Annotated in this window: 23 protein-coding genes; 17 read left to right on the plus strand and 6 right to left on the minus strand. The window is 70.8% G+C overall.

The features are described from left to right. The first annotated feature begins 21 nt into the window (after positions 1-21). On the plus strand, positions 22-462 hold the full coding sequence (locus tag Pth03_RS12145; protein WP_239118953.1) for a hypothetical protein: 441 nt from the start codon (positions 22-24) through the stop codon (positions 460-462). Between the two features lie 62 nt (positions 463-524). On the opposite strand, the gene Pth03_RS12150 is transcribed toward Pth03_RS12145, so the two are convergent. Together Pth03_RS12150 and Pth03_RS12155 are read right to left on the minus strand one after the other, a co-directional pair. Further along, positions 525-1,331, minus strand: a complete 807-nt coding sequence (locus Pth03_RS12150; RefSeq protein WP_203944275.1) for a hypothetical protein — start codon at positions 1,329-1,331, stop codon at positions 525-527. 331 nt (positions 1,332-1,662) lie between these two features. Further along, a complete protein-coding gene (locus tag Pth03_RS12155; protein ID WP_275413087.1) occupies positions 1,663-2,244 on the minus strand; it encodes a septum formation family protein in 582 nt (193 codons plus the stop codon). Between the two features lie 275 nt (positions 2,245-2,519). Between Pth03_RS12155 and Pth03_RS12160 the strand changes: the two genes are divergently transcribed. The 3 genes from Pth03_RS12160 to Pth03_RS42045 all read left to right on the plus strand — a co-directional run bounded on the left by Pth03_RS12160 (position 2,520) and on the right by Pth03_RS42045 (position 6,434). Then, complete coding sequence (locus Pth03_RS12160; RefSeq protein ID WP_203944277.1) at positions 2,520-3,311, plus strand: metallophosphoesterase family protein; 792 nt, start codon at positions 2,520-2,522, stop codon at positions 3,309-3,311. A gap of 60 nt (positions 3,312-3,371) precedes the next feature. After that, positions 3,372-6,182 carry an AfsR/SARP family transcriptional regulator gene (locus Pth03_RS12165; RefSeq protein WP_203944278.1) on the plus strand — a complete coding sequence of 937 codons (2,811 nt, stop codon included), beginning with the start codon at positions 3,372-3,374 and terminating at the stop codon, positions 6,180-6,182. Between the two features lie 123 nt (positions 6,183-6,305). Then, positions 6,306-6,434 carry a hypothetical protein gene (locus tag Pth03_RS42045; protein WP_275413085.1) on the plus strand — a complete coding sequence of 43 codons (129 nt, stop codon included), beginning with the start codon at positions 6,306-6,308 and terminating at the stop codon, positions 6,432-6,434. On the opposite strand, the gene Pth03_RS12170 is transcribed toward Pth03_RS42045, so the two are convergent. Then, positions 6,416-7,150 (minus strand): acyltransferase, encoded by a 735-nt coding sequence (locus Pth03_RS12170; protein WP_203944279.1) that lies wholly within the window; start codon positions 7,148-7,150, stop codon positions 6,416-6,418. The two genes, Pth03_RS42045 and Pth03_RS12170, sit on opposite strands and share 19 nt — an antisense overlap. A 156-nt stretch (positions 7,151-7,306) precedes the next feature. On the opposite strand from Pth03_RS12170, the gene pyrG reads away from it, so the two are divergent. The 4 genes from pyrG to Pth03_RS12190 all read left to right on the plus strand — a co-directional run bounded on the left by pyrG (position 7,307) and on the right by Pth03_RS12190 (position 11,568). Beyond that, positions 7,307-8,995 (plus strand): CTP synthase, encoded by a 1,689-nt coding sequence (pyrG, locus tag Pth03_RS12175; protein WP_275413086.1) that lies wholly within the window; start codon positions 7,307-7,309, stop codon positions 8,993-8,995. Beyond that, the gene (locus Pth03_RS12180; RefSeq protein WP_239118954.1) at positions 8,992-9,603 is read left to right on the plus strand and encodes an NUDIX domain-containing protein; all 612 of its coding nucleotides are present in this window, start codon (positions 8,992-8,994) and stop codon (positions 9,601-9,603) included. Before pyrG ends, Pth03_RS12180 begins: the two co-directional genes overlap by 4 nt. Positions 9,604-9,638: 35 nt before the next feature. After that, a complete protein-coding gene (gene xerD / locus Pth03_RS12185; protein WP_239118955.1) occupies positions 9,639-10,553 on the plus strand; it encodes a site-specific tyrosine recombinase XerD in 915 nt (304 codons plus the stop codon). Between the two features lie 121 nt (positions 10,554-10,674). Further along, positions 10,675-11,568 carry a ParA family protein gene (locus tag Pth03_RS12190; RefSeq protein WP_373318530.1) on the plus strand — a complete coding sequence of 298 codons (894 nt, stop codon included), beginning with the start codon at positions 10,675-10,677 and terminating at the stop codon, positions 11,566-11,568. Positions 11,569-11,630: 62 nt separating this feature from the next. On the opposite strand, the gene Pth03_RS12195 is transcribed toward Pth03_RS12190, so the two are convergent. Next, positions 11,631-12,758 carry an NAD(P)/FAD-dependent oxidoreductase gene (locus Pth03_RS12195; protein ID WP_203944281.1) on the minus strand — a complete coding sequence of 376 codons (1,128 nt, stop codon included), beginning with the start codon at positions 12,756-12,758 and terminating at the stop codon, positions 11,631-11,633. 91 nt (positions 12,759-12,849) lie between these two features. Between Pth03_RS12195 and Pth03_RS12200 the strand changes: the two genes are divergently transcribed. Beyond that, entirely contained in the window at positions 12,850-13,206 is a 357-nt protein-coding gene (locus Pth03_RS12200) for a winged helix-turn-helix transcriptional regulator (RefSeq protein ID WP_203944282.1), read from the plus strand. A gap of 68 nt (positions 13,207-13,274) precedes the next feature. On the opposite strand, the gene Pth03_RS12205 is transcribed toward Pth03_RS12200, so the two are convergent. Continuing rightward, positions 13,275-13,892: a hypothetical protein gene (locus Pth03_RS12205; RefSeq protein ID WP_203944283.1), complete on the minus strand. Its 618-nt coding sequence runs from the start codon at positions 13,890-13,892 to the stop codon at positions 13,275-13,277. 137 nt (positions 13,893-14,029) lie between these two features. On the opposite strand from Pth03_RS12205, the gene Pth03_RS12210 reads away from it, so the two are divergent. The 5 genes from Pth03_RS12210 to Pth03_RS12230 all read left to right on the plus strand — a co-directional run bounded on the left by Pth03_RS12210 (position 14,030) and on the right by Pth03_RS12230 (position 19,223). Beyond that, positions 14,030-14,902 (plus strand): segregation and condensation protein A, encoded by an 873-nt coding sequence (locus Pth03_RS12210; protein WP_203944284.1) that lies wholly within the window; start codon positions 14,030-14,032, stop codon positions 14,900-14,902. Between the two features lie 123 nt (positions 14,903-15,025). Then, complete coding sequence (gene scpB, locus Pth03_RS12215) at positions 15,026-15,628, plus strand: SMC-Scp complex subunit ScpB (protein ID WP_203944285.1); 603 nt, start codon at positions 15,026-15,028, stop codon at positions 15,626-15,628. Continuing rightward, positions 15,625-17,490, plus strand: coding sequence for a pseudouridine synthase (locus tag Pth03_RS41385; RefSeq protein ID WP_239118957.1), 1,866 nt, complete (start codon positions 15,625-15,627; stop codon positions 17,488-17,490). Before scpB ends, Pth03_RS41385 begins: the two co-directional genes overlap by 4 nt. 107 nt (positions 17,491-17,597) lie before the next feature. Further along, entirely contained in the window at positions 17,598-17,957 is a 360-nt protein-coding gene (gene aroH / locus Pth03_RS12225; RefSeq protein ID WP_203944286.1) for a chorismate mutase, read from the plus strand. A 171-nt stretch (positions 17,958-18,128) separates the two neighbouring features. Further along, a complete protein-coding gene (locus Pth03_RS12230) occupies positions 18,129-19,223 on the plus strand; it encodes a prephenate dehydrogenase (protein ID WP_203944287.1) in 1,095 nt (364 codons plus the stop codon). Between the two features lie 47 nt (positions 19,224-19,270). On the opposite strand, the gene Pth03_RS12235 is transcribed toward Pth03_RS12230, so the two are convergent. Beyond that, a complete protein-coding gene (locus Pth03_RS12235; RefSeq protein ID WP_203944288.1) occupies positions 19,271-21,433 on the minus strand; it encodes an MMPL family transporter in 2,163 nt (720 codons plus the stop codon). Positions 21,434-21,585: 152 nt separating this feature from the next. On the opposite strand from Pth03_RS12235, the gene Pth03_RS12240 reads away from it, so the two are divergent. The 3 genes from Pth03_RS12240 to der all read left to right on the plus strand — a co-directional run bounded on the left by Pth03_RS12240 (position 21,586) and on the right by der (position 24,515). Next, entirely contained in the window at positions 21,586-22,227 is a 642-nt protein-coding gene (locus tag Pth03_RS12240) for a MerR family transcriptional regulator (RefSeq protein WP_203944289.1), read from the plus strand. 122 nt (positions 22,228-22,349) lie between these two features. Then, complete coding sequence (gene cmk, locus Pth03_RS12245; protein WP_203944344.1) at positions 22,350-23,009, plus strand: (d)CMP kinase; 660 nt, start codon at positions 22,350-22,352, stop codon at positions 23,007-23,009. Positions 23,010-23,036: 27 nt separating this feature from the next. Continuing rightward, positions 23,037-24,515, plus strand: coding sequence for a ribosome biogenesis GTPase Der (gene der, locus Pth03_RS12250; protein ID WP_203944290.1), 1,479 nt, complete (start codon positions 23,037-23,039; stop codon positions 24,513-24,515). Positions 24,516-24,546 lie beyond the last annotated feature (31 nt).

A 24,546-nucleotide genomic window follows, 5' to 3' on the forward strand; every position in this document is an offset into this window, starting at 1 on the left:
CTGCGGCGAAGGAGGACGTCCGTGCGGCTCCCGCGGTCCCTTTCAGGGTGGACGATGGCGGTGTTCGGGTTCATGGCCCTTGTGCTCGGACTGGTCGGTCTGGTGGCCCCCGACGCGCAACTGGCCATGGTGGGCTTCGTGAGCATCGGCGCGGAGCAGCGCGCGTCCGGCGACTACACGCGGGTCTTCATGACCGCCTCGTCCATGGCCTCGGTGAACATGGGCGTCTACTACGTCCTCGCCGCGGCCGTCGACTTCCGGCCTTTCTTCTTCTGGACCGTGCCCTTCCGCGTGGTCACCTTCACCGTCTTCACCACGCTCGTCCTGGCCGACGTCGCGCCGGACAGCTTCCTCGGCGTGGGGCTCTGGGAGGGACTGGGCGCGCTGGTCACCGGTGCGGCGCTCTGGCACGAGCGCCGCAGAGCACGGCCGGACGGCGAAGCCGCTCTCGCCGGCCGGTAGCCGGTCTTCTCACGCCCCTGTCCCCGATTGCGACCTCCAACGCACGTCAGGCAGACGGTTGCTTAGAAGAGCCCGACATCGATCGGGTGCCGAGGGTTGACGCTGCAGATCCGGATCCACAAGGCACCGTTGCGGGCGACTTTCACGCCAGTGGGTTCCTGGTCGGTCCAATTCTCCGGATCGCCCCAGACGAAGTCGGGTCCGCTGCTCGGGGACCACGGGCCTGCGAGTTCCTCGTTGCTGTACGTCTCCAAGAGCGGCCGCATCGGGGCTCCGCAAGCGCAGTCGACCAGGGCGTCATCCTCGGGAGCGCTGAACTCCCACCCCCCGACCTTCCAACCCGGCGCGTGTGCCAGCCTCACATACGACAGTTCCTCCGGCAGGTTTTCCGCCGCGTCCCACTCGCGGATCCTGGTTTCCAGCGACGCAGGAAGCAGCCCGAACAGTCCAGTGGACGTTTCGTCTTCCAGCGTGCAGATGGGCGGAAACTCGAGTACGGACTCAGGATGGACGACGCACATCAGTGGCACCCAGCTGTCCCTGAAAACCCGGTTGAGTGCTGGAGCCGCCTCACGACAGGCATCGATTTCAGCGACACGGCGCCAGAAGACGACCGGCCGCGGCCCAAGGCCGGATGCGTGCTGCGCCGGACACCACAGCACCTGGACCAGGTCCGAGTCGTCGGCGAACGCTATGCCCGGAGCATCACGCTCGAACAACTGGAGCACCGGAGCCATCACCACGGGCTCCCCGGACGGCTCCGCCTCACGGGAGACGCCGACCATGTGCCGCGGACCGAACTCAGCCTTCGCCAGCGCGGCCCGTGCCTGCTCGACGAGATCAGGAACTGCTCCGCCGAGCTTCTCCAAGTGCTCCAATGACCGGCGCCGACGGGCAATCGAGTCCTCGTGCCTGCGCGCGGACTCCTCTGTGGACAGTGTGGACACCCGCTCCACGAGATGGGGTTCCGTGCAGGTTGGCCAGGGTTCGTCAGCCGGCCACAGCAAAGGTCCCCCGACCGAGCTGTCACCAATCTCCGTGACCCCGGGACGCGGATGGAGCCGCAAGGCCGGCCGCGCGAAGTCCAGCAACTCCGGGAACTCGGCGAGCAGGAGGGCCCGCTGCGCCGGCGTGGTACTGATCATGATGTCCTCTTCCAGAGCACTCGGCCGCCCGCCCCTTCTTCGTGTTCCGAGGTCATCAGGAACCGACCGGGCCGGTCAGCCGGCCGCCGTTCTGCAGGTCGACCACGAGGCAGGTGATCGGGTTACCCCGGTCCCACGCGGCCTTGTTGTGTGGGAAGAGGTCGAGGATCCGGAGCCGGTCGAGCATCGGGCTGTTCGCGAGTTTCTGGGCAACCTGCTGCTCGCAGATGGACCTCGCCTCCTGGTGGGTGGCGTCGACGCCCGGCCAGTCACCCGCGGGCAGGGCCACATTGGCGATGACCTCGGCGTCGTGCGGCTGGGTGCACGGCACGGCCGTCACGCTGGTGGCCACCTCGCCGTTGGCCAGGCCGTCCACGCAGTCACCGACGTGCACGCTGCCGATCGACACCGACCCGCTCCGGATCACCTTGCCCGCAGCGTCCCGCTGAGCGGAGCCCATGACGCCGAAGAGGACAACCAGGCCGACGAAGAGGATCCACACACCTGACGCGATCAGGCCGGCGATCGCGACGCCCCTGCCCTGGCCGCCGCGCCGGCCGATCTGCACCAGCGCGACGACGCCGAAGATGAGCGACAGGAAGACGACGCCGATAACGCCGAGGACGAGGGCGGCGATCGCGAAACCGTTGGTCTTCTACGGGGTCAGGTAATTCTGCAGAGGCGGGTAGGGGCCGCCGTAAGGGCTCTGAAGAGTTCCGTAGGACCCAGGCATGCCGTACGGGCCGGCCTCCGGAGGAACGGGGGGCCCTACGAGAGTAGGTGAGGGGTGAGGGGAGTCGGCCGGTGAGGCCGCCGAGCGGTCGCTCCCATAAGAAGATTCACTCACGACGACGAATAGTGGCCACAAATAGGTAATCGCATGGTTAGTGGGCGGCGGCCAGAGTGGTGAGCATGCTGAATCGAGTGGCGGTACTGTCCGACATTCACGGAGTCCTGCCGGCCCTGGAGGCCGTGCTCGCGGAACCGGATGTGCGCGCTGCTGACCGCATCGTGCTCACCGGCGACATCACCGCAGGTCCACAACCCACCCAGGTCCTCGACCTGCTGACCGGCCTCGGCGACCGGGTCGCCTGGATCAGTGGAAACGCCGACCGGGAACTTCTTGAGTACCGCCGCGGGCACCGCGAGTCGATCCCCGATCCGATCGCCCCCTGGGCTGCCGGCCAACTACGCGAAGACCACCTCGACATCCTCAGCCGGCTGCCGCAGTCGCTCTCCCTGCCCGTGCGGGGCCTGGGGCAGGTGCTGTTCTGCCACGCCACTCCCCGGGATGACGAAGAGGTCGTTCTGGTCGACTCGCGCCTCGCTCGTTGGGAGGAAGTGCTCAGCGGGCTCGACGCCGACGTCCGCACCGTCGTCTGCGGCCATACCCACATGCCGTTCGTCCGCCTCGCCCATGGCCGGCTGGTGATCAACCCCGGCAGCGTGGGCATGCCCTACGGGCGAAGCGGAGCTCACTGGGCCCTCTTGGGTCCTGGCGTCGAACTACGAGCCACCGAATTCGACATCGAATCCGCCGTCTCACAGGTCAGCCAGGACTCCTCCTACCCCGAGATCGCGGAGTGGGCCGACTACTTCTTGCACGCGCGCGCAACCGACGCGGACGCTCTGGCAGCCTTCGCTCCACGGGACGGACGCGAGCACACAGACACCGCCGACTCATCTGGCGATCTTGCTGTGTGAGGGGCGGATGCCTAGGATCTAGGGCGTTTCACGACTCATCGCCTCATCGCCGGAGGCCGCGTGGAGTACCGGCTCCTCGGTCCTGTCCGGGTCCGCGACGACACGGGCCGGGAGATCCACGTCGTCCGTCCCAAGCACCGCCAGGTGCTCGTCGCGCTGCTCGTGGACGCGGGCAGAGTCGTGCCCGCCGGACGGCTCATCGAGCATCTGTGGGACGGCACGCCGCCCGCGTCGGCCCGCGGCAACCTCAAGACCTACGTCTCAGACCTGCGCCGGCTGCTGTCGCCCTCCGGCGAGGCCTCGCCCATCGAGACCGCGGGGGACGGCTACCGCATCGCCGTACGGCCCGGCGAACTCGACCTGCCCGCCTTCGCCGACCTCGCCGCGAAGGGCAGGACCGCGCTCAAGTCCGGCGATCCGCGGCAGGCCGAGGCCCTGTTCCAGCGGGCTCTCCTGCTGTGGCGTGACGACCCGTTCCAGGACGTGCCGCTCACGCTCAGGCTCGAGCAGATCGCCGCGCAGTTGCGCGAGCAGCGGATGAGCGTGTTCGAAGACTGGGCGCAGGCGCGGCTCGACCTAGGCATGCACGCCGAGATGATCGGTTCCCTCCGCGCGTGGGTGGGCGACCACCCGCTGCGGGAGCGCCCGTGGGAACAGCTGATGCTCGCCCTGTCGCGCGACGGCAGGCGGGCCGACGCGCTGGAGGCGTTCCAGGAGTTGCGCGGCCGCCTGGTCGACGAGCTGGGCGTCGAGCCCGCCCATTCCATTCAGCTGCTGCATCAGCGCATCCTCGACGCCGATCCCGGGCTCTCCCCGGCCGCGCCCGTGGCGGAGACAGGCAGGCGGGCGGTGCCGAGGCAGCTGCCCTCTGACGTGCCGCACTTCGTGGGAAGGGCGGACGAGCTCGCGCGGCTGGTCTCCTGGCTCGTCCCGCCGGGCGGGGCCGCGCCCGCGCCGGTCGTCGCCGTCTGCGGGCCCCCGGGGACGGGCAAGTCCGCCCTCGCGCTGCGCGCCGCGCACGAGGCCGCCCGCGACTTCCCGGACGGGCAGGTGTACGTCAACCTCCGCGGCGCGATGCCGGGCGTGCGCCGGCTGGAGACCGAGGAGCTCGTGGGCAGGCTCCTGCGCACGTTCGGCACGCCGGAGACGGACATCCCCCCGGACGCCGACGAGGCGGCCTCGGCGCTGCGCACGCTGCTGCACGACCGGCGGGTGCTGCTCCTCCTGGACGACGCCGCGTCGATCGCGCAGGTCGGCCCCCTCCTCCCGATGACGGCGGGGTCCACCGTGCTGCTGACCTCGCGGGAGAGCCTGGCCCGGGCGGCTCCCGGGTCGCACGTCGACCTCGGGCCGTTGCCGCGCGAAGAGGCCGTCGCGATGCTCGAGCGGAGGTTCCGGTCGGGCGGCGTCGGCTACTCGGAGAAGGCCGTCGAACGGCTGGCCGGCCTGTGCGACGGGTTCCCCCTGGCCTTGCACGTCGCGGGCGCACGCCTGGCAAGCCGGGCCGGCTGGACGGCCGACATGCTCATCGAGCGGCTGGAGGACGAGAGCAGGCGGCTCGACGAGCTGCGCAGCGGCGAGGCCGGCGTGCGCGGCAGCATCGCGGTCAGCTACGCGGCGCTGGACGGCAGCGAGCAGGCCGTCGAGCGCGATGCGGCACGCGCGTTCCGCCTCATCGGGCTTCTGCGGGTGCCCGACGTGGGCCTGGAGGCGGTGGCCGCACTGCTCGGCCTGCCGCACAGAGCCGCGGAGGAGGTCGTCGAGAGACTGGTCGACGCGCGGCTGGTCGACGCGCCGGTCCCCGACCGTTACACCATGCACGACCTCATACGGCTGTACGCGCAGGAACGGGCGCAGGACACCGAGCCGGGGGAGCGTTCCGCCGCGTTCCGCCGTGTCCTGGGCTTCCATCTCGCCACCACAGGCGCCGCCGTACGACTGGTGGAGCCGCATCGGGTGCACGCAGTCGTGCCCGAGGTGCCGCAGTCTCCGCTGCCCCTGCGCGACCGGCCCGACGCCGAGCGCTGGCTGGAGCGGGAACTGCCCAACCTGCTGTCGCTCGCCGGTCAGGCGTGGAACACCGAGGAGGCGGACGAGCGCCTCGCCGTCGCCCTGGCCCTCAGCCTGCGCTGGCACCCCGCGGCGCATCGGCACCGCCATGACATGCGCGCGCTCGGCGCGGCGGCCCTCGACGCCGCGCGCCGCCTCGGGGACCGGGAAAGCGAGTCGCACGCTCTCGCCATGCTCTCGATGGCCTACCGCGCGCTCAACGACGACGAGGCCGAGCTGGAGTGCCTCAAGGCGGAGCTCGACCTCTGCCACGAGATGGGTGACGGCCTCGGCGAGATGCGGGCGCTCGGCAACCTCGCCAGCGCTCACCTCCTCCTGCAGCGCCACGACGAGGCGCTGCGTTTCGCCGAGCGTCAGCTCGTCATCAGCAGGCGTGTCGGCTCGGCCCCGGGCGAGCGGTACGCGTTGATCATGGCGGGGGAGGCCCACACGTCTTTGGGGGCGCCCGGCGAGGCCGCCCCGGTGCTTCGGCAGGCCCTGGAACGGGCCCGGGAGACGGGTGACGTCATGCACGAGGCGATGACGCTGCGGCGGCTCGGCGAGGCGTCCCTCGCGGGCGGCGACGCTGCGGCGGCGCGTGAGCACCTGAAAGAGGCGGTGGCGAGCTTCGCCCGGTGCGCCCAGAGCCTTGAACTGTCGCAGACCCTGGTCGCCCTCGCGAGGTCGTGCCGGCTGCTCGGCGACGCCGAAGGGGCGGCGGAACACATCGCCGAGGCCCTGCGGGCAGCCCGGGAGAGCGGTGACCGCAACGACGAACGGCGCGCCCTGGAGGAGCGGGCGCGAATCCTGGGACACGCCTGACCGGGCGGCCAGGGCCGTCTCCCACGTCGCCGTCGTCGGCTTTATTGTCATGATTTCTTGACATTTGATGAAAAATCCGCGACCTCCTGATTCGATGAATGCGATCAACGACAAGGAGGCGCTGTGCGCGCGTACGTGAGGAACATCCTGGTGGCGGCGCTCATCTGCGCGGGCCTGGCCGCCGGAGCCGCGGCCGTGGCGCCGGACGCCCACAACGAGGCCGCGGAGAGCCCCTACATCAGCTGCTGCTGACCAGGGGCTAGGCGTTCGTCGGCCGGTTCGCCGGCGCGCGGAGCCGTACGGGGATCAGGGACGGGCAACGGGTCGGCGGGTGGAACCGGCAGGAGAGGGCTGTGCCACCCCCGCTCGGGGGAGTGCCGCCGCACGATCTTGGCGGGGACGCCCGCGATCACCGAGTGGTCGGGGAACTCACCCCGGACGACGGCTCCGGCGGCGACGACCGACTGTCGCCCGATCCGGGTGCCCGGCAGGATGATCGCGCCGGTCCCCAGCCACGAGCCCGAGCCGATCGAGACCGGGTTGTTGCGCGGCCACTGCCGCCCGATGGGCGTCTCCGGGTCGTCGTACACGTGGTTCTGGTCGGTGATGTAGACGTACGGCCCGGTGAACACGTCGTCGCCGATGTCGATCGACTGGTGGCCGACGATGTGGCTGCCGCGGCCGATGGAGCACGCCCGGCCGATCCGCACGATCGAGTCCGGCCCGAGGTCGACGCCGGGGCCCATCCCGGCGGAGATCGACACACGCTCCCCGATCAGCGTGTGGTCGCCGATCTCGATCCACGCCTCACCGAAGATCGCGCCGAGCGGGAACGAAACGCAGGCGCCTTCGCCGAAACGGCGGAACCGGTAGCCGCCCGTGGAACCGGGGCTGAGGGCGGCGGCCTCGCGCACGTAGGCCCACCCCCGGTGGGCCAGCCGCCCGACGAGGCGCTTCACGATCGACATAACGGGACAAGGTACCCCCTGGTCGGGCTGGTGACCATGGTGGGTTCGCGCACGTGGGGGCCCCAATCATGCAAAGCGTTTGATATTCTGAGAGCCCGTGGCATGGCGGTCGCCGATCCGGCGGCCGAGCACAGTTAACGACCACGGGAGCCCTTCTTGCGCAGCAGCGACGCCCACTCCAGGCCAGCACTGACCAAGCATCTGTTCGTCACCGGCGGCGTCGCCTCCAGCCTCGGCAAGGGGCTCACCGCCTCCAGCCTCGGACGCCTCCTCAAGCTTCGTGGCCTCAGGGTCACCATGCAGAAGCTGGACCCCTACCTCAACGTGGACCCCGGGACGATGAACCCGTTCCAGCACGGTGAGGTGTTCGTCACCGACGACGGCGCCGAGACCGACCTCGACGTCGGCCACTACGAGCGGTTCCTCGACACCGAGCTCCACGGCTCCGCCAACGTGACCACCGGGCAGGTCTATTCGAACGTGATCGCCAAGGAGCGGCGCGGCGAATACCTGGGTGACACCGTGCAGGTCATCCCGCACATCACCAACGAGATCAAGGACCGCATCCGCGCCATGGCCAGGCCCGATGTGGACGTGGTCATCACCGAGGTCGGCGGCACCGTCGGCGACATCGAGTCGCTGCCCTTCCTGGAGGCCGTCCGCCAGGTGCGCCACGAGGTGGGCCGCGACAACGTCTTCTTCCTCCACGTGTCGCTGCTGCCGTACATCGGGCCGAGCGGCGAGCTGAAGACCAAGCCGACCCAGCACTCCGTGGCGGCCCTGCGCAGCATCGGCATCCAGCCCGACGCCATCGTCTGCCGCTCCGACCGGCCCATCACCACCTCGCTCAAGCGCAAGATCAGCCTGATGTGCGACGTGGACGAGGACGCCGTGGTGTCGGCCGTGGACGCCGCGTCGATCTACGACATCCCGAAGGTCCTGCACACCGAAGGGCTCGACGCCTACGTCGTCAGGCGGCTCGGCCTGCCGTTCCGCGACGTGGACTGGAAGGAGTGGGACCAGCTCCTGCACCGTGTGCACCGCCCGTCGAGGGAGGTGACGATCGCCCTGGTCGGCAAGTACATCGACCTGCCCGACGCCTACCTGTCGGTCACCGAGGCGATGCGCGCCGGAGGCTTCGCCAACGACGCCCGCGTCAACATCCGCTGGGTCAAGAGCGACGACTGCGAGACGCCCGAGGGCGCCGCGCGCGAGCTCGACGGCGTGGACGGCGTGCTCATCCCCGGCGGGTTCGGCGTGCGCGGCATCGAGGGCAAGGTCGGCGCGGTCCGCCACGCCCGCGAGGAGAAGATCCCGCTGCTCGGCATCTGCCTCGGCATGCAGTGCATGGTGATCGAGGCCTCGCGCAACCTCGCGGGCATCGCCGACGCGGGCAGCACCGAGTTCGACCCGGAGACGGCCGACGCGGTGATCTCGACCATGGCCGACCAGGAGGACGTCGTCTCCGGCGACCGCGACATGGGCGGCACGATGCGGCTCGGGCTCTACCCCGCCAACCTCCTCGAGGGCTCCCTGGCCCGCCAGCTGTACGGCAAGGCCAAGGTGGAGGAGCGGCACCGCCACCGCTACGAGGTGAACAACTCCTTCCGCGAGCGCCTGGAGAAGATCGGCATGGTGTTCTCCGGTCTGTCGCCCGACGGCAGGCTCGTCGAATACGCCGAGATGTCGGCCGACCAGCACCCCTTCTTCATCGGCACCCAGGCGCACCCCGAGTTCCGCTCGCGGCCCACCCGGGCCCATCCGCTCTTCAAGGGGCTGGTCCAGGCCGCCCTGGTGTACGCCGACGCCCGTGAGACCGTCGCGAAGGCGGGCCGTACCAAGTGAACGTCGAAGACATCAAGGAGTCCTGGGAGATCAGCGGTTCGCAGGAGCACTTCTCCGGACGGGTGATCTCCGTGCGGACCGACGAGGTGCGCATGCCCGACGGCTCGGCGGCCAAGCGCGACTACGTGGTGCATCCGGGCGCCGTCGCGGTGGTCGCGCTCGACGCGGACGAGCGCGTGCTGCTCATCCGCCAATACCGGCACCCGGCGCGCCACCTGCTGTGGGAGCTCCCCGCGGGCATCCGCGACGTTCCCGGCGAGCCGCTGGTGGACTGCGCGGCGCGCGAACTGGCAGAGGAGGCCTCCTACCGTGCGGCCACCTGGCACACGCTGGTCGACGTGTACACCTCGCCCGGCATGAGCGACGAGCGGATCCGGGTCTTCCTCGCCCGCGACGTCGAGCCGCTGCCCGAAGACGAGGACGACTTCGTCCGCAAGGACGAGGAGATCGACATGCCGGCGATCTGGATCCCCTTGTCCGAAGCGGTCGAGAAGGCCCTGGCAGGAATGATCCACAATTCTCCGGCCGTCGCCGGTATTCTCGCCGCGTACGCCGCTTCCGCCGACGGATTCAAGGGGCTTCGTCCCGCCGACGCGCCGGAGGCATGAGTCCATAGGGGGACGTTCTGAGCGAGCCCGAGGCGGTGCTGTCCAGCTACCTCGCCCATCTGGCGGTGGAGCGCGGTCTGGCTGCCAATACGCTCGCGTCCTACCGCCGTGACCTGCGCCGCTACCTCGACCATCTTGAGGGGCGCGGGCTGGAGTCCTTCTCCCAGATCGCCGAGTCGGACGTGGTCGCGTTCCTCACCTCCCTGAGGGAGGGGGACGAGGAGCACCCCGCCCTGGTCGCCAGTTCGGCGGCCCGGGCGGTGTCGGCCGTGCGCGGCCTGCACCGCTTCGCCGTGCGCGAGGGCGTGACGGGCGACGACCCCGCGCACGAGGTCAGGCCGCCGCGCCAGCTCCGCAGACTGCCCAAGGCGATCACCGTCGCCGAGGTGGAGCGGCTCATCGCCGCGTCCGGCCCGGAGGACGCCCCGCTGACCCTCCGCAACCGCGCCCTCCTCGAGGTCCTGTACGGCACGGGCGCCCGAATATCGGAGGCGGTGGGCCTGGCCGTGGACGACGTCTCCGTACCCGCAGGCGACGACCACGACCAGGTGCGCCTGCGCGGCAAGGGCGGCAGGTCGAGGATCGTCCCGCTGGGCCGGTTCGCCCGCCAGGCGCTCGACGCGTACATGGTGCGGGCCAGGCCCAAGATCGCCGCACACGGGCGTGGGACTCCGGCGTTGTTCCTCAACGCCAGAGGCGGGCGGCTGACCCGCCAGGGCGCGTGGGAGGTCCTCCAGGCGGCGGCAGAACGAGCCGGTCTTTCGGGTGTTTCTCCGCATATGTTGCGGCATTCATTCGCAACGCATCTCCTGGACGGCGGCGCCGACGTTAGGGTGGTCCAGGAGTTGCTCGGCCACGCATCGGTGACCACCACCCAGGTGTACACGCTGGTGACGGTCGACAAGCTCCGCGAGGTCTATGCGGCCGCCCACCCCCGGGCCCGGCACTGAAAGCAGTCGATTTCGCAGGCAGCAAGCGCCGAATATCGCGGTCCCGGGCGCGCCGCCTTGCCGCGTGGGGGCCTACGCTCTAAATTCGATCAGGTTTATGGCCGTCAGGGAGGTTCAACAGTTGACTGCGACCACAGATGCGACGTGGACCGCGGGGACTCCCGGCGGTGAGATCGGGCCGACCGGTCGCCCCCGCCCCGTGTTCCCCGAGCCGCTACCGCCGGAGACGCACGGTCCCGCGCGGGTCGTGGCGATGGTGAACCAGAAGGGCGGCGTCGGCAAGACGACCACCACGATCAATCTGGGTGCCGCACTGGCCGAAGTGGGTCAGCGGGTGCTGCTCGTGGACTTCGACCCCCAGGGCGCGCTGTCGGTCGGCTTGGGCATCGATCCCCGGCCGCTTGAGTCGACCATGTACGACCTCATCATGGAGGAGCCGGACGTCACGGTCGAAGACGTCCTGCTGAACACCTCCGTCGAGGGCATGGACCTGCTGCCGAGCAACATCTTCCTGTCCGGCGCCGAGATCAGGCTCGTCAACGAGGTCGCCCGCGAGTACGCGCTGCAGCGGTCACTGGAGCCGCTTCTGCCGCACTACGACATCATCCTCATTGACTGCCAGCCGTCCCTGGGCCTGCTCACGGTCAACGCGCTGACCTGCGCGCACAGTGTGATGATCCCGCTGGAGTGCGAGTTCTTCGCTCTTCGAGGCGTCGCGCTGCTGATGGAGTCGATCGGGAAGGTGCAGGAGCGCCTGAACAAGGAGCTCGAGATCGACGGCCTGCTGGCGACGATGTACGACCCGCGTACGCTGCACGCCCGCGAGGTGCTTCAGACGATCATGCAGGGTTTCGGCGACAAGGTCTTCCACACCGTCATCAACCGGACGGTCCGGTTCCCGGACGCCACCCTCGCCGGCGAGCCGATCACGCAGTTCGACCCGGGGTCGATGGGCGCCACCGCCTACCGCGAGCTGGCCCGCGAACTGCTCGTCAGGTGGCCTTCCCGCGTCTGACCGCGCACGGTCCCGTCCCCCCGATACGGGACCGCACGGGTCGAGGCGCCGTCTCGCGGCGCTCAGTCTTCCGTGATGCCGCCGGGACCGTCGAACAGCGGGCTGTACATGTCGACCAGCATGGCCTTGCCCTTCACGCCCGTGGTCACCTCAGGCCCCGCCAGGCCCAGCACGCCGTCGTCGCCGGGGAACCAGCTGGCGCCCCCTTCAGGCCCCAGGGGCACGACGATGAGTGGCTGTGACCGTTCCCACCGGCCGAGCTCACCCTCGCCGGTGATCAGCGTGCGGATGCTCGCCGCGACCGTCATGGCCTGGTAGGTGGCGTTGCCACCGGTGTTGCGGTCGGCGTCGCCGATGTCGCCGATCGCGAACACCCGGTCCTGCCCGGCCACCCGGAGGTTCTCGTCGACCCGGATGTAGCCGTTCGCGTCACGGGCCTCGGCCAGCGTGCCGCCCAGATACTCCGTCTGCGGGGTCAGGCCGAAGCATTGGAACCAGATGTCCGCGGTCACCTTGGTGCCCGCCTCCGTGGTGACGACGATCTCGCCGTAGGTCGCGGGGGGCGTGTCGGGCAGCTCTCTGAGCGGGCTGCCGAGCAGGACCTCGACGCCGAGCTCCTTGAGCTGGCGCCGGAGTTCGTCGCGCAGCGTCTGGTCGAACGGGCCGTGAAGGACGTCGGGCCCCGCGTCGACGATCGTCACGTGCTTGTCGGGGAAGAACGCCTTGATCTCACCGGCGAGCTCCAGGCCGGTGGGGCCGGCACCGACCAGCAGGGCCCGGTCCGCCTTGAGCAGGTCCTCGTGCGCCCCCAGGAACCTCGCCCGCGCCGTCTCGGCGTCCGGCGCGTCCGTCTTGGCGGGGAACGGATAGGAGCTTCCCGTGGCCAGCACCAGATAGTCGGGCTCCAGGACCTTCCCTGACGCCAGCCTGACCCGCCGGCCGTCGACGTCGACGGCGCGGTCGCGGACGAACCGGCCGTTCCTCAGCAGGCGGTCGTACGGCATGAAGATCTGGTCCAGCCACACCGGCTCGACCAGGGCGCGCCAGGCCGCCACGTTGTGCACGAACGCGTCACTGGGGCTCACCAGGGTCACGTCGGCGACGTCGTCGAGCTCCTTGGCGACCCGGATGCCGGCATATCCGCCGCCCACGACCACGACGCTCGTGCGCACGCCGTCACTGTCACTCATTGTTCCGTCCTCACTCGTAAATTACTGGTGACATCGAGAAGAGTAGCAGCTAGGAAAATAGAAGCGACCAGGTGAGGGCTAGTATTGGCGCGTGGCTCTCGAACCCCCCACGCACGCGGATGCGGCAGCCTGCGAGCGCGGCGACGCGGCGCTGAGTCGGGCGTTCTCGTTCCTGGGGAAGCGCTGGACCGCCGTCGTCCTCGGATGCCTCCGGCCCGGTCCTGCGGGATTCCGCGAGCTTTCGCGCGCAATCGGCGGGGTGAGCGACTCGGTGCTCTCCGACCGTCTCTCCGAACTGACCGAGCAGGGGCTCGTCGCCCGCACCGTCGACGAGGGACCGCCCGTCGCGGTGTTTTACGAGCTGACCGAGCGAGGGCGGGCGCTCATGCCCGCGCTGGACCAGATCTCCACGTGGGCGCGCGAACATCTCAGCCAGGGCGAGGCATAACCGGCGGGCGCGTGCGGGCGGGACGCCCATGAGCCGCCCGTGAGACGCCCGCGAGGCACACGGTGCCGTCAGTCGAACCAGACGACCAGCCGCACGCCGTCGGGACCGAACCGTTGCGCCAGGGCCCGCATCACTTCGAAGACGTGCTCCCACCCGGTGCCGGGGCCCAGCACGTCATGCCGGGTCACCGGGACGTACTCGAGTGTCGCTCCAGCCGCCTCCCATCGAAGGGCCGGAGCGTCGACAGGTGAGGCGCCCAGCGGCGGTGTGCCGTACTGCTCGACGACCTCATCGGGCCACTGCTCGTCGATCCGATACTGGTGGATCAACCCGCCTCGCTGGACCTGCAGCGTCCCCCTCGCGGCGGGGCGGACGGTCATGTCCAGCTCACGAAGCTCCGCCCACGAAACCCACGTGCAGCCATGGATGGCGGCGTCGATCCGTGCGTCGTTCTCGTAGTCGGTGCGGACGGCTTCGGAGACGTCGGCCGGCAGGCCGCGGCCGGCTGCGACCGGGGGCCAGCCGAGCCGGTTGCGGACGCCGAAGAGGCAGCCGAACGTGTCCAAGTCGCTGCCGTCATAGAGCGGGTAGAGGGGCATCGACACCGACCACGGCTCCCACTCGTACCAGTCCTCATCGGCTAAGGGGTGACGCGCCTCGATGACGCCGTAGATGTCGGTGCCCACGACGACAGGGTAGGCAGATCGTGATCATTGCCGCCTGCCTATTTTTGGGCCGACGCCACGAAGACGACCGTGCGGACGCGCTCTACGGCGAGGGGATTCACGCGGCCGTCCGGCGGCGACCCGCCGCGTGGGGGACAATGAGAGGCGTGATCGAGCAGGAGACGGAGCAGGAGAGCCCGCCCAAGGACGGCTTCCAGGTGCACCTGGACGTCTTCGAGGGCCCGTTTGACCTGCTCCTCGGATTGATCTCCAAGCACAAGCTCGACATCACCGAGGTCTCCCTGCACAAGGTCACCGACGAGTTCATCGCCTACATCCGCTCACGCGGCCCCGAATGGGACCTCGACCAGACCAGCCACTTCCTGCTCGTCGCCGCGACCTTGCTGGATCTCAAGGCCGCCAGGCTCCTGCCGACCGGTGAGGTCGAGGATGAGGAGGACCTCGCCCTATTGGAGGCCCGCGACCTGCTGTTCGCCCGGCTGCTCCAATACCGGGCCTACAAGGAGGTGGCGAAGGTCTTCTCCGGCCGGATGGCCGAGGAGGCGCTGCGTTTCCCCAGAGCCGTCCCCATGGAGAAGCGGTTCGCGGAGCTCCTACCCGAGCTGGTGCTCGGCATCGGGCCCGAGCAGCTGGCGAAGATCGCGGCCCGGGCGTTCACGCCGAAGGCGCCGCCGTCCGTCTCGGTCAGCCACATGTACCAACCGCTCGCCAGTGTCCGCGAACAGGCGGCTATCCTTGTCGAGCGGCTCAGACGAGTCCAGAAGGCGACGTTCCGGGCACTGACCGCCGACTGCTCGGGCACGTTCGAGATCGTCGCCCGCTTCCTGGCCATCTTGGAGCTCTTCCGGGAGGCCGCCGTCACGTTCGAGCAGCTCGAGCCCCTGGGCGATCTCTACGTGACCTGGACGGGCTCGTCCGACGGTGAGGTGGCCGTCGGGGACGACTACGACCAGGCCAAAAGCGCCCCCGGCCGCGACGAGGGCGACGAGGGCGACGGGGACGACGAGTGACCGGCACGCCCGCGGGAGCCCCGGCCGTCCCGGTCGCCGCCTCGCGGTGAGCATCGAGGCCCGACGAAACGGCGCGAGCGGCGGCAGGACGAGCCCGCGCCCCGAAACGACGAACGAGGAGCTATGGAAGCGAGCGACGCCTCCGGACTCGCCGACCACATCGGCGTCCCCGAAGAGGGCGAAGCCGGGCCCGGCCTGTCCGCGGCGCTGGAGTCGATCCTCATGGTCGTGGACGAGCCCGTCGCCGAGATCACGCTGGCCCAGGTGCTGGAGCGGCCCACCAACGAGATCAGCGCGGCGTTGCGGGCGCTGTCGGAGGAATACACTGCCGCAGGCAGAGGTTTCGACCTGCGGGAGGTCGCCGGAGGCTGGCGCTTCTACACCCGGGCCGAATGCGCCCCGCTGGTGGAGAGGTTCGTCAGAGACGGCCAGCAGGCGCGCCTGACCCAGGCCGCGCTGGAGACGCTCGCCGTGGTCGCCTACCGCCAGCCGGTCAGCCGGGCCAGGGTGGCGGCCGTGCGCGGCGTGAACAGCGACAGCGTCATGCGGACGCTGCTCGCACGCGGCCTCGTGGAAGAGGCCGGGGTCGATCAGGAGAGCCAGGCCGTGCTCTACCGGACGACCAGCTATTTCCTGGAGAGACTGGGGCTGCGGGAGCTCGGCGAGCTTCCCGAGCTGGCCCCCTTCCTCCCGGACAACGTGGAAACCCTTGAGGAGCAGAAGTGAACAGCAGGAGCACCCCGTCCGGTGATGGACGCGGTCAGAACCGGAACACCGGCCGGAGCGGAGGAGCGGCGGGCCGCTCGGGAGGATCGAGCGGATTCCGCAGCGGTCCCGGCGGCACCCGCGGAGGATCCCGCGGCGGCAGCCGTGGAGCGCAGGGGGACAGGCGTGGAGGTTTCCGCGGGTCGGACTCCGGATCGGGATTCCGGCAGAGCGGTGGAACCGGGTCCGACGGCGGTTTCCGCTCCAGGGACGCCGGGGAGCGCGGCGGCTCGCGCGGCCGGTACGGCAGGCCGGAGGGCGACAGGGACGGGTACAGGAGCGAGCGCGGCTCCTCCAGGTCCGACTCTCCCCGGTCCGGCTCCTTCCGGTCGGATTCCTTCCGGGCCGAGCGGGGCGGTTCCCGCGAGCGGTACGGCAGGCCGGATGACGACCGCGGATACCGCGGCGAGCGGCCGGGCCGCGACGCCGGGGACGACCGCGGCGGCTACCGGGGCGGCGGCTCGGATCGGCGTGAGCGCGCCCCCCGGCGCGAGGAGACGCGCGGATACGGTCGCGACGACCGCCGTGACAGCCGCGACGACCGTCGTGATGACCGCCGTGACAGCCGGGACAGCCGGGACGACCGTCGAGATTACCGCGACGGGGGCGACCGGCGGGACGGTGTGCGGCGCGAGCGCGGGGACGGGCGCCCGTCCCAGGAGCGAGCGGGGTTCCGTGCCGAGCGGGGCGGCGCCCGCACCCAGCCCGATCGCGGTGCCCGGGGCGGCCGGAGCGACCGGCGTGACGACGTCCAGACGATCGGCGACGGCTACGGCCGCGGCGGTTCCGGGCGGGGCTCCTTCGGCCGTGGCGGCGGGGACGACAGGGGCGGCTCCCGTGGCCGTTTCGGCAGGGACGGCTCCCGCCGGGACACGCGTGCCGGTTCCGGCGGCTCCCGGTCGGGTTCGGGAGGCACGGGCGGTTCGGGAGGCACGGGCGGTTCCCGTGGCAGCCGGCCGTACGGGCAGGGCGGGGCGGGCCGCGGCGGAGCGGACCGGACCGTCGGCGAGAACCCGTTCAAGAGCGCCCGGCAACCGCGGCGCGACCCGGACTTCTACGACGAGGACTACACCGACGAGCGCGACACCACCGAGGTGCCGGGCGGCCAGCGGCTTCAGAAGGTGCTGGCCCAGGCCGGCATCGCCAGCCGCCGGGCCTGCGAGGAGATGATCGGCGACGGCCGCGTGACGGTGGACGGTCAGGTGGTGCGCCGCTTCGGTGCGCGGGTCGACCCCGCCAAGCAGGTCATCCACGTCGACGGCAAGCGCATCCCGGCCTCGCCCGACCTCGTCTACTACGCCCTGAACAAGCCGATCGGCGTCGTGAGCACCATGGAGGACCCGGACGGCCGGCCGTGCCTCCAGGACTACGTGCAGGAGCTGTCCACGCGGCTGTTCCACGTCGGGCGGCTCGACACCGAGACCGAGGGCCTGCTGCTGTTCACCAACGACGGGGAGCTCGCCCACCGGCTGACCCACCCGAGTTACGGCGTGCAGAAGAAGTACTGGGCCAAGGTGCCCGGTCCCATTCCGCGCGACCTGCACCGGGTGCTCCGCAAGGGCATCGAGCTCGAGGACGGGCTGGCCAAGGTCGACGAGTTCCACGTCGTGCAGGAGCACGCCCAGCAGGCGCTCGTGGAGATCGTCCTGCACGAGGGGCGCAAGCACATCGTCAGACGGCTGCTCGAGGCCTCGGGCCACCGGGTGATCGACCTCGCCCGCATCGAGTTCGGCCCGGTCAAGCTGGGGCGTCTCAAGCCGGGCACGGTGCGGACCCTGACCGTGCAGGAGATCGGCGAGCTGTACGCGGCCGTGGGCCTCTAACCTGGGCCGTCCGGCGAACGAACTTCGCATTCGGGCACAATGTCTGTGGGTCAAGGAGACGGGTGGCTCAGCCCGCCCGTCTCTCCGTTTCCTGGGAGGGGAATGACATGGTGCGGGCAGTACGCGGTGCCATCCAGGTCGACGCCGACGATCGTGACTCGATCATCGCCGGCACGACCGAGCTGGTGACCGAGGTGATGGAGCGCAACAAGCTTACGACCGACGACGTCATCAGTGTGATCTTCACGGCCACGCCCGACCTGACCGCCGAGTTTCCCGCCCTGGCGGCCCGCAAGCTGGGTTTCCACGATGTGCCCCTCCTGTGCGCCTCGGAGATCGACGTGCCGGGCGCGCTGCCCCGGGTGGTGCGCCTCATGGCGCACGTGGCGACGGACCGCCCGCGGCAGGAGATCCACCACGTCTACCTGCGCGGCGCTGCGGCCCTGCGGGTCGACATCGCTCAGTGACACCCGCCCGCTGACGGCTCACATGGCGTGTACGGCAGGCCGTCCGTACACGCCGGCCGGACGGCGGGCGCGGGCGGCCGGCCCTCACGGGCCGTACGGCCGCCCGCTGGACGGGAACGGACCGGCATACCGGCCGGTCGGCCCGATGAGACGGCTCTCGAGGACGACGACATGACTCCCATCGAGGACACGGCGATCAGCAGCGCCGTCGTGATCGGCACCGGGCTGATCGGCACCTCGATCGCGCTCGCGCTCCGGCAGAAGGGGGTCCGGGTCTTCCTCTCCGACCGCGACCCGTCGGCCGTACGGCTGGCGCGGGAGCTGGGCGCGGGTGAGGACTGGCCGTCCGACCGCACGGTCGACCTCGCGATCATCGCCGTTCCCCCGCAGTTCGTCGCGCAGCAGCTGCTCGACCTGCAGAAGAACGACACCGCGCGCGTCTACACCGATGTCGCCAGCGTCAAGGTGCTGCCGCTCGACCAGGCCGCTCAGCTGGGGTGCGACCTGTCCAGTTATGTGGCGGGGCATCCCCTCGCCGGCCGGGAACGGTCCGGGCCCGCGGCTGCCAGAGCCGATCTGTTCCTGGGCCGCCCGTGGGCGCTCTGCCCGACGCCGGAGACCACGCCGGCGGCACTGGACACGGCTCTCGAACTGGTCGCGCTGTGCGGCGGAAACGCCACCCAGGTGGACGCCGAGCAGCACGACAGGGCCGTCGCGGTCGTCTCCCACGTGCCCCATGTCACCGCCGCCGCCGTCGCCGCGCGGCTGTCGGAGGCGTCCGACACCGCCCTCGGCCTGTCCGGGCAGGGCGTACGTGACGTCACTCGCATCGCGGCGGGCGACCCGTCGTTGTGGACGGGCATCCTGTCGGGCAACGCCACACCGGTGGCCGAGGTCCTGGAGGCGCTGGTGGCCGACCTTTCGGCCGTGGCGCGGTCCCTGCGCGAATTCGCCGGGGAGGGCGCGGCGGTGAGCGGAGTCACCGACCTGCTCGAACGCGGAGTGCGCGGCACGGGCCGCATCCCCGGCAAACACGGTGGGCCGGCCAGGACGTACGCGGTCGTCCAGGTCGTCATCGGCGACCGCCCCGGCGAGCTCGCGCGGCTCGTGCAGGCGGCGGGGGAGACCGGCGTCAACATCGAGGACATCCGGCTGGAGCACGCCCCCGGCCTGCCGCTGGGCGCGGCCGAGCTGTACGTCCAGCCGGAGGCGGCGGACGCCCTGGCCGACGGGCTGCGCCGGCGCGGCTGGCACGTGCCCGTCTGAGTTCCGGCGCGGCGCGAACGCCGGCCAGGACGTCCGCTGGATGTCCGTCAGGTGCGAGCAGGGCGAGAATCGAGCCGGCCCGTGGACGCGCCGGAGCCGGGAATCGCCGGGCCGGCCGTGCCGTACCGCCGCCACCACCGGGCCAGCGGCCCGGGCGCCCACCAGGCCCACCGCCCGAGCAGCCGCATCGTCGCGGGCACGAGCAGGCCCCGCACCACGACGGCGTCCACCGCCACGGCGACCACCAGGCCGATGCCGGCCATCTTCATGAACACGATGCCGGACAGGGCGAACCCGCCGACGACGATCGCCACCAGCAGGGCGGCGCTGGTGATGACATGGGCGGTGCGTTGCAGCCCCACCGCGGTCGCCTCGGCGACGTCGCCCGTGCGGTCGTATTCCTCCCGGACCCGGGACAGCAGGAACACCTCGTAGTCCATGGCCAGGCCGAAGGCGATCGCGACGATCAGCACGGGGAAGTTCACGTCGACCGCGCCGACCGCCTGGAGCCCCAGCAGGCCGTCGAGCAGGCCGTCCTGGAAGATGAGCTTGATGGCGCCGAAGGCCGCGGCGAGCGACAGCAGGTTGAGTACCACCGACTTGAGCGGCAGCACCACCGAACCGAACGCCAGGAACAGGACCGCGAAGGACACCACGGCCGCGAACAACGCCATCCACGGCATGCGGGAGGTGACCATGTTCACGATGTCCACCCGCGAGGCCGGCATGCCGGTGAACGAGGCGGTGCCGCCCGCGGGCGCGGGGACCGCGCGGAGGTCCTCGACCATGCGCCGGGCGTCGCGCGACATCGGGTCCATCGAATAGCCGAGGGTGATCCTGGCCTGGCGGCCGGCGGCTCCCGTGACCGCCGCGCCCTCGACTCCCGGCACCGCGTCGAGCCGTGCGGCGTAGGCGTCCAAGGTGGCCAGGTCGGCGGGGCCGGGCGACTCGACGACGGCGGTGAGCAGCTTGCCCGGGTCGGCGGCGAAGCGCGCCGCCAGTTCCTGGGTGACGACCCGGGCGTCGGCGCTCGGGGGGAGCACCCAGTCGCCGGGACGGGCCCAGTTCACGCCGAGGAACGGCAGGCCGAGCGCGGCCAGCACGACGACGATGCCGACCGTGTTGCGCAGCGGGCGCCGCATGACGGCGTGGGCGACCCGGTACCACCGCCCCGCCAGGGGGTCGGCCGTCCGGGACCGGGCCGTCTTCAACCTGGTGCCCATGGACGTGAGGATCGCCGGCAGCACGGTGAGGGAGGCGAGCACGGCGACGATCACCGTGCCCGCCCCCGCATAGCCCATGGACAGCAGGAACCGTGACGGGAACAGCGTGAGCCCGGAGAACGACACGGCCACCACGGCCCCGGAGAACACGATGGTGCGGCCCGCCGTGGCCATCGTGCGTTCCACCGCCGCCTCCACGGTGGCGCCCGCCGACAGCTCCTCGCGGAACCGGGTGACGGCCAGCAGCGCGTAGTCGATGGCCAGACCGAGGCCGAGGATGGTGACGACCTGGATGGCGAAGGTCGAGATGTCGGTGAAGAACGTGACGAACCGCAGCAGCGCGAGCGAGCCGAGTGCCGCCGTGATCCCGATGATCAGGGGGATGGCGGCCGCCCGGACGCTCCGGAAGATCACGATCAGCAGGATCAGCAGCACCGGGATCGAGACCGCCTCGGCGATCGCGAGGTCGCGCAGCGTCATCCGGTTCACCTGGTCGGTCATGGCCGTGGTGCCGCCGAAGCGCACCGTGAGCCCTTCGGCCGCGAAATCGCCTTGGATCCTCCTCAGCTGCTGGACCCGCTCCTGATCGTCGGCCGAGCGCAACTGCACGGTGACGTAGGTGGCGTGCCTGTCCTTCGCGACGAATCCGGGCGATCCGGTCGACCAGTAGGAGTCGAGCCGGGTGACGTCGTCGCGGGGGACCGATTCCAGCGCCCGCTGTACGGGGCCGGAGAAGGCGGGGTCGTCCACGGTGAGCCGGTCGCTCTCGTAGAGGACGACCAGGTCATTGGCGTGCCGCCCGAGCGGCCCGGCGAGCACGCGGTCCGCGTGCGCGGACGGGCTCCCGGGGTCGTCGAAGCCGGCGCCGCCGCCGAGCCGCGAGAAGACGCCGGTGCCCCAGACCGCCGAGAAGGCGACGAGCACCAGCGTCCCCACCATGATCCACCGGCGGCGCCGGCCGGCGAACCTGCCCAGAGTGGCGAACATGCGGACCTCCATGATGGATAGTAGAAAGTATTGCTATCCACTTTATGGATAGTGATGCTATCCGCTCGGTGGTGAGGCGGGCAAGACCTCGCGGGCGGTGCCGTACACCGCGGGGGTCCTATCCTGGGGGCACGTGGCGAGGGAGAGAGACGATGAGGATCGCTGAGCTCAGCAGGCGCACCGGCGTCCCCATCCCCACGATCAAGTACTACCTGCGGGAGGGCCTCGTCCCTGCAGGGGAGCGCACCGGTCCCAACCAGGCCCAGTACGGCGAGGCCCACGTGCGGCGAATCCGGCTCGCCCGGGCGCTCGTCGAGGTCGGCGGGCTGTCGATCGCCTCCGCGCGTGAGGCGCTCACCCTGATGTTCTCGGGCGGCCTGTCCGAGCTCGACACCCTCGGCAAGGCGCAGTACGCCATGACGCCCGCGCGGGAGCCCGTCGGGGAGCACGAGCGGGACGAGGCGTGGGACGACGCCGTGGCCGAGGTGGACGAACTCGTCGCCAAGCGGGGATGGCAGGTCAAGGAGAACAACCCGGCCCGCCGCACCCTCGCGGAGGCGCTCGCCACGTTGCGAAGGCTCGGCCAGGACGACTACTTCGCGCTGCTCGACTCCTATGCGGAAGCCGCCGACCGGCTCGCCGCCGAGGAGGTCGAGGCGGTCGCCCGGCGGGGAGATCTCGACAGCGTCGTCGAGGCCGTGGTGGTGTGGACCGCGGTCGGCGACGCGGTGCTGGCCTCCCTGCGCAGGCTCGCTCAGGAGGCCGCCTCCACGCGGCTGCTCGGAGACGCCTGACGAGCCCGGACGGGAAGCCGCTCCGATGCGTGGGTAGACGTCGAATCCCGGTAGCCTCATGGGCGGAAGCTCGAAGGGGCCGGAAAAGTAAAGGAGAGACCGTGTCGGGTCTGGTCGTCGCCATGGATGGTCCCTCGGGGTCAGGCAAGTCGAGCGCCTCGCGCGGCGTCGCCCGCGCGCTCGGACTGCGCTACCTCGACACGGGTGCGATGTACCGCGCGATCACCTGGTGGATGCTCCAGCAGGGGGTCGACCTGGCCGACCCCGCGGCGATCGCGGCCCGCGCCGGCGAGCCGGTCCTGGTCATGACCACCGACCCGGACGCCCCCGGCGTGACCGTCGGAGGCGTCGACGTGAACGGCCCCATCCGTGGCCCGGAGGTCACGGGCGCCGTCTCGGCCGTGAGCGCGGTGCCCGAGGTGCGCCGCCGCCTCGTCGCCCTCCAGCAGGAGATCATCGCCGCGTCCCTGCCCGAAGGCGGCATCGTCGTCGAGGGCCGTGACACCGGCACCGTCGTCGCCCCGGACGCGCCCGTCAAGATCTACCTGACGGCGAGCGCCGACGCCCGTGCGCGGCGCCGTACGGCGGAGTTGATCGGCACGGCGGCGGAGACCACGGTCGAGACGCAGAAGGCCGATATGGCCCGGCGGGACACGCTCGACTCCACCAGGAAGGCCGACCCGCTCGCGATGGCCGCGGACGCGATCGAGCTGGACACCACGCCGCTGACCTTGGACGATGTGATCGCCGAGGTCCTGCGGCTCGTCAAGGAGCGAGCCTGATCCTCTCCGGGATCGGGAGAGGAAGCGATGAGCAGGGACGTGACGGGGGAGTACCGCGACGACAGCGGCTGGGTGGACGCCGAGCCCGCTGACTTCGACGAGTCCGAATTCTCCGAGTTCGATGGGTTCGACGAGTTCGACGAGAACGAGGCGCCCTCCGGCGGCGCGGACGAGGAGCCCGACGCGGGGCCGATCCCGGTCGTCGCGGTGGTCGGCCGGCCCAACGTGGGCAAGTCCACGCTGGTCAACCGCATCATCGGCCGGCGTGAGGCGGTCGTGGAGGACGTGCCCGGCGTGACCCGCGACCGGGTCACCTACGAGGCGAACTGGCGGGGGCGCCGGTTCACCCTGGTCGACACCGGCGGCTGGGACCCGGACGCCACCGGCATGGCTCTGCGCATCGCCGAGCAGGCCCAGATCGCGGCCGACCTGGCCGACGTGGTGCTCTTCGTCGTCGACGCCAGCGTCGGCGTGACCGACTCCGACGAGGCCGTCGGCGCGGTGCTGCGCCGCTCGGGCAAACCCGTGATCCTCGCCGCCAACAAGGTCGACAACCAGCTGATGGAGCTGGAGGCCACCGGACTTTGGTCATTGGGGCTCGGCGAGCCGTACCCGGTCTCGGCCCTGCACGGACGGTCCAGCGGCGACCTCCTCGACGTCGTGCTCGAGGCGCTCCCCGAGACGCCGCCCCTCAAGTTCGGCGAGGGCCGGGGTCCCCGCAGGATCGCCCTGCTGGGCAAGCCCAACGTGGGCAAGTCGTCCCTGCTCAACCGGGTGGCGGGGGAGGAACGCGTGCTGGTCGACCCCAAGGCGGGCACCACGCGCGACCCGGTCGACGAGCTGGTCGAGCTGGGCGGAAAAACCTACCGCTTCATCGACACCGCCGGCATCCGCCGCCGGGACAGGGAGTTGCAGGGCGCCGACTTCTACGCGGCCATGCGCACCCGTGCCGCCCTGGAGCGCTCCGAGGTCGCCGTCGTGCTGATCGACGCCTCCGAGGTGCTGACCGAGCAGGACCTGCGCATCATCGGCCTGGTCATCGAGTCGGGCCGGGCGATGGTCGTCGCCTTCAACAAGTGGGACCTGGTCGACGAGGACCGGCGCTACTACCTGGAGAAGGAGATCGACCGGCAGCTCGTGCGCACGCCTTGGGCGCTGCGGGTCAACATCTCCGCCAAGACCGGCCGTCACGTCGAGAAGCTCGTGCCGGCGATCGAGCGGGCGCTGGAGTCGTGGGGCACGCGGGTGCCGACCGGCCGCCTCAACCAGTTCCTCACCGAGCTGCTGCAGGCGACCCCGCCGCCGGTCCGGTCGGGCAAGCAGCCCAAGATCCTGTTCGCGACCCAGGCGTCGACGGAGCCGCCCAAGTTCGTGCTGTTCACCTCGGGCTTCCTCGAGGAGACCTACCGCCGGTTCCTGGAGCGGCGCATCCGTGAGGAGTTCGGCTTCGCCGGCTCCCCGATCGAGGTCACCATGAAGATCAGGGAGAAGCGGAAGAAGAAGTAGGGCCAGCCCTACCTTGAGGGCTCCCGGCTAC

Source organism: Planotetraspora thailandica, from assembly GCF_016863335.1.
Classification (GTDB): domain Bacteria; phylum Actinomycetota; class Actinomycetes; order Streptosporangiales; family Streptosporangiaceae; genus Planotetraspora; species Planotetraspora thailandica.

Excerpts from the sequence above, each read along its gene's own strand:
- Pth03_RS12160 (WP_203944277.1), top strand. The coding sequence starts at position 2,520 with ATGCTGAATCGAGTGGCGGTACTGTCCGACATTCACGGAGTCCTGCCG.
- Pth03_RS12170 (WP_203944279.1), bottom strand. The coding sequence starts at position 7,150 with ATGTCGATCGTGAAGCGCCTCGTCGGGCGGCTGGCCCACCGGGGGTGG.
- Pth03_RS12195 (WP_203944281.1), bottom strand. The coding sequence starts at position 12,758 with ATGAGTGACAGTGACGGCGTGCGCACGAGCGTCGTGGTCGTGGGCGGC.
- Pth03_RS12210 (WP_203944284.1), top strand. The coding sequence starts at position 14,030 with ATGAGAGGCGTGATCGAGCAGGAGACGGAGCAGGAGAGCCCGCCCAAG.
- scpB (WP_203944285.1), top strand. The coding sequence starts at position 15,026 with ATGGAAGCGAGCGACGCCTCCGGACTCGCCGACCACATCGGCGTCCCC.
- aroH (WP_203944286.1), top strand. The coding sequence starts at position 17,598 with ATGGTGCGGGCAGTACGCGGTGCCATCCAGGTCGACGCCGACGATCGT.
- Pth03_RS12230 (WP_203944287.1), top strand. The coding sequence starts at position 18,129 with ATGACTCCCATCGAGGACACGGCGATCAGCAGCGCCGTCGTGATCGGC.
- Pth03_RS12235 (WP_203944288.1), bottom strand. The coding sequence starts at position 21,433 with ATGTTCGCCACTCTGGGCAGGTTCGCCGGCCGGCGCCGCCGGTGGATC.
- Pth03_RS12240 (WP_203944289.1), top strand. The coding sequence starts at position 21,586 with ATGAGGATCGCTGAGCTCAGCAGGCGCACCGGCGTCCCCATCCCCACG.
- cmk (WP_203944344.1), top strand. The coding sequence starts at position 22,350 with ATGGATGGTCCCTCGGGGTCAGGCAAGTCGAGCGCCTCGCGCGGCGTC.
- der (WP_203944290.1), top strand. The coding sequence starts at position 23,037 with ATGAGCAGGGACGTGACGGGGGAGTACCGCGACGACAGCGGCTGGGTG.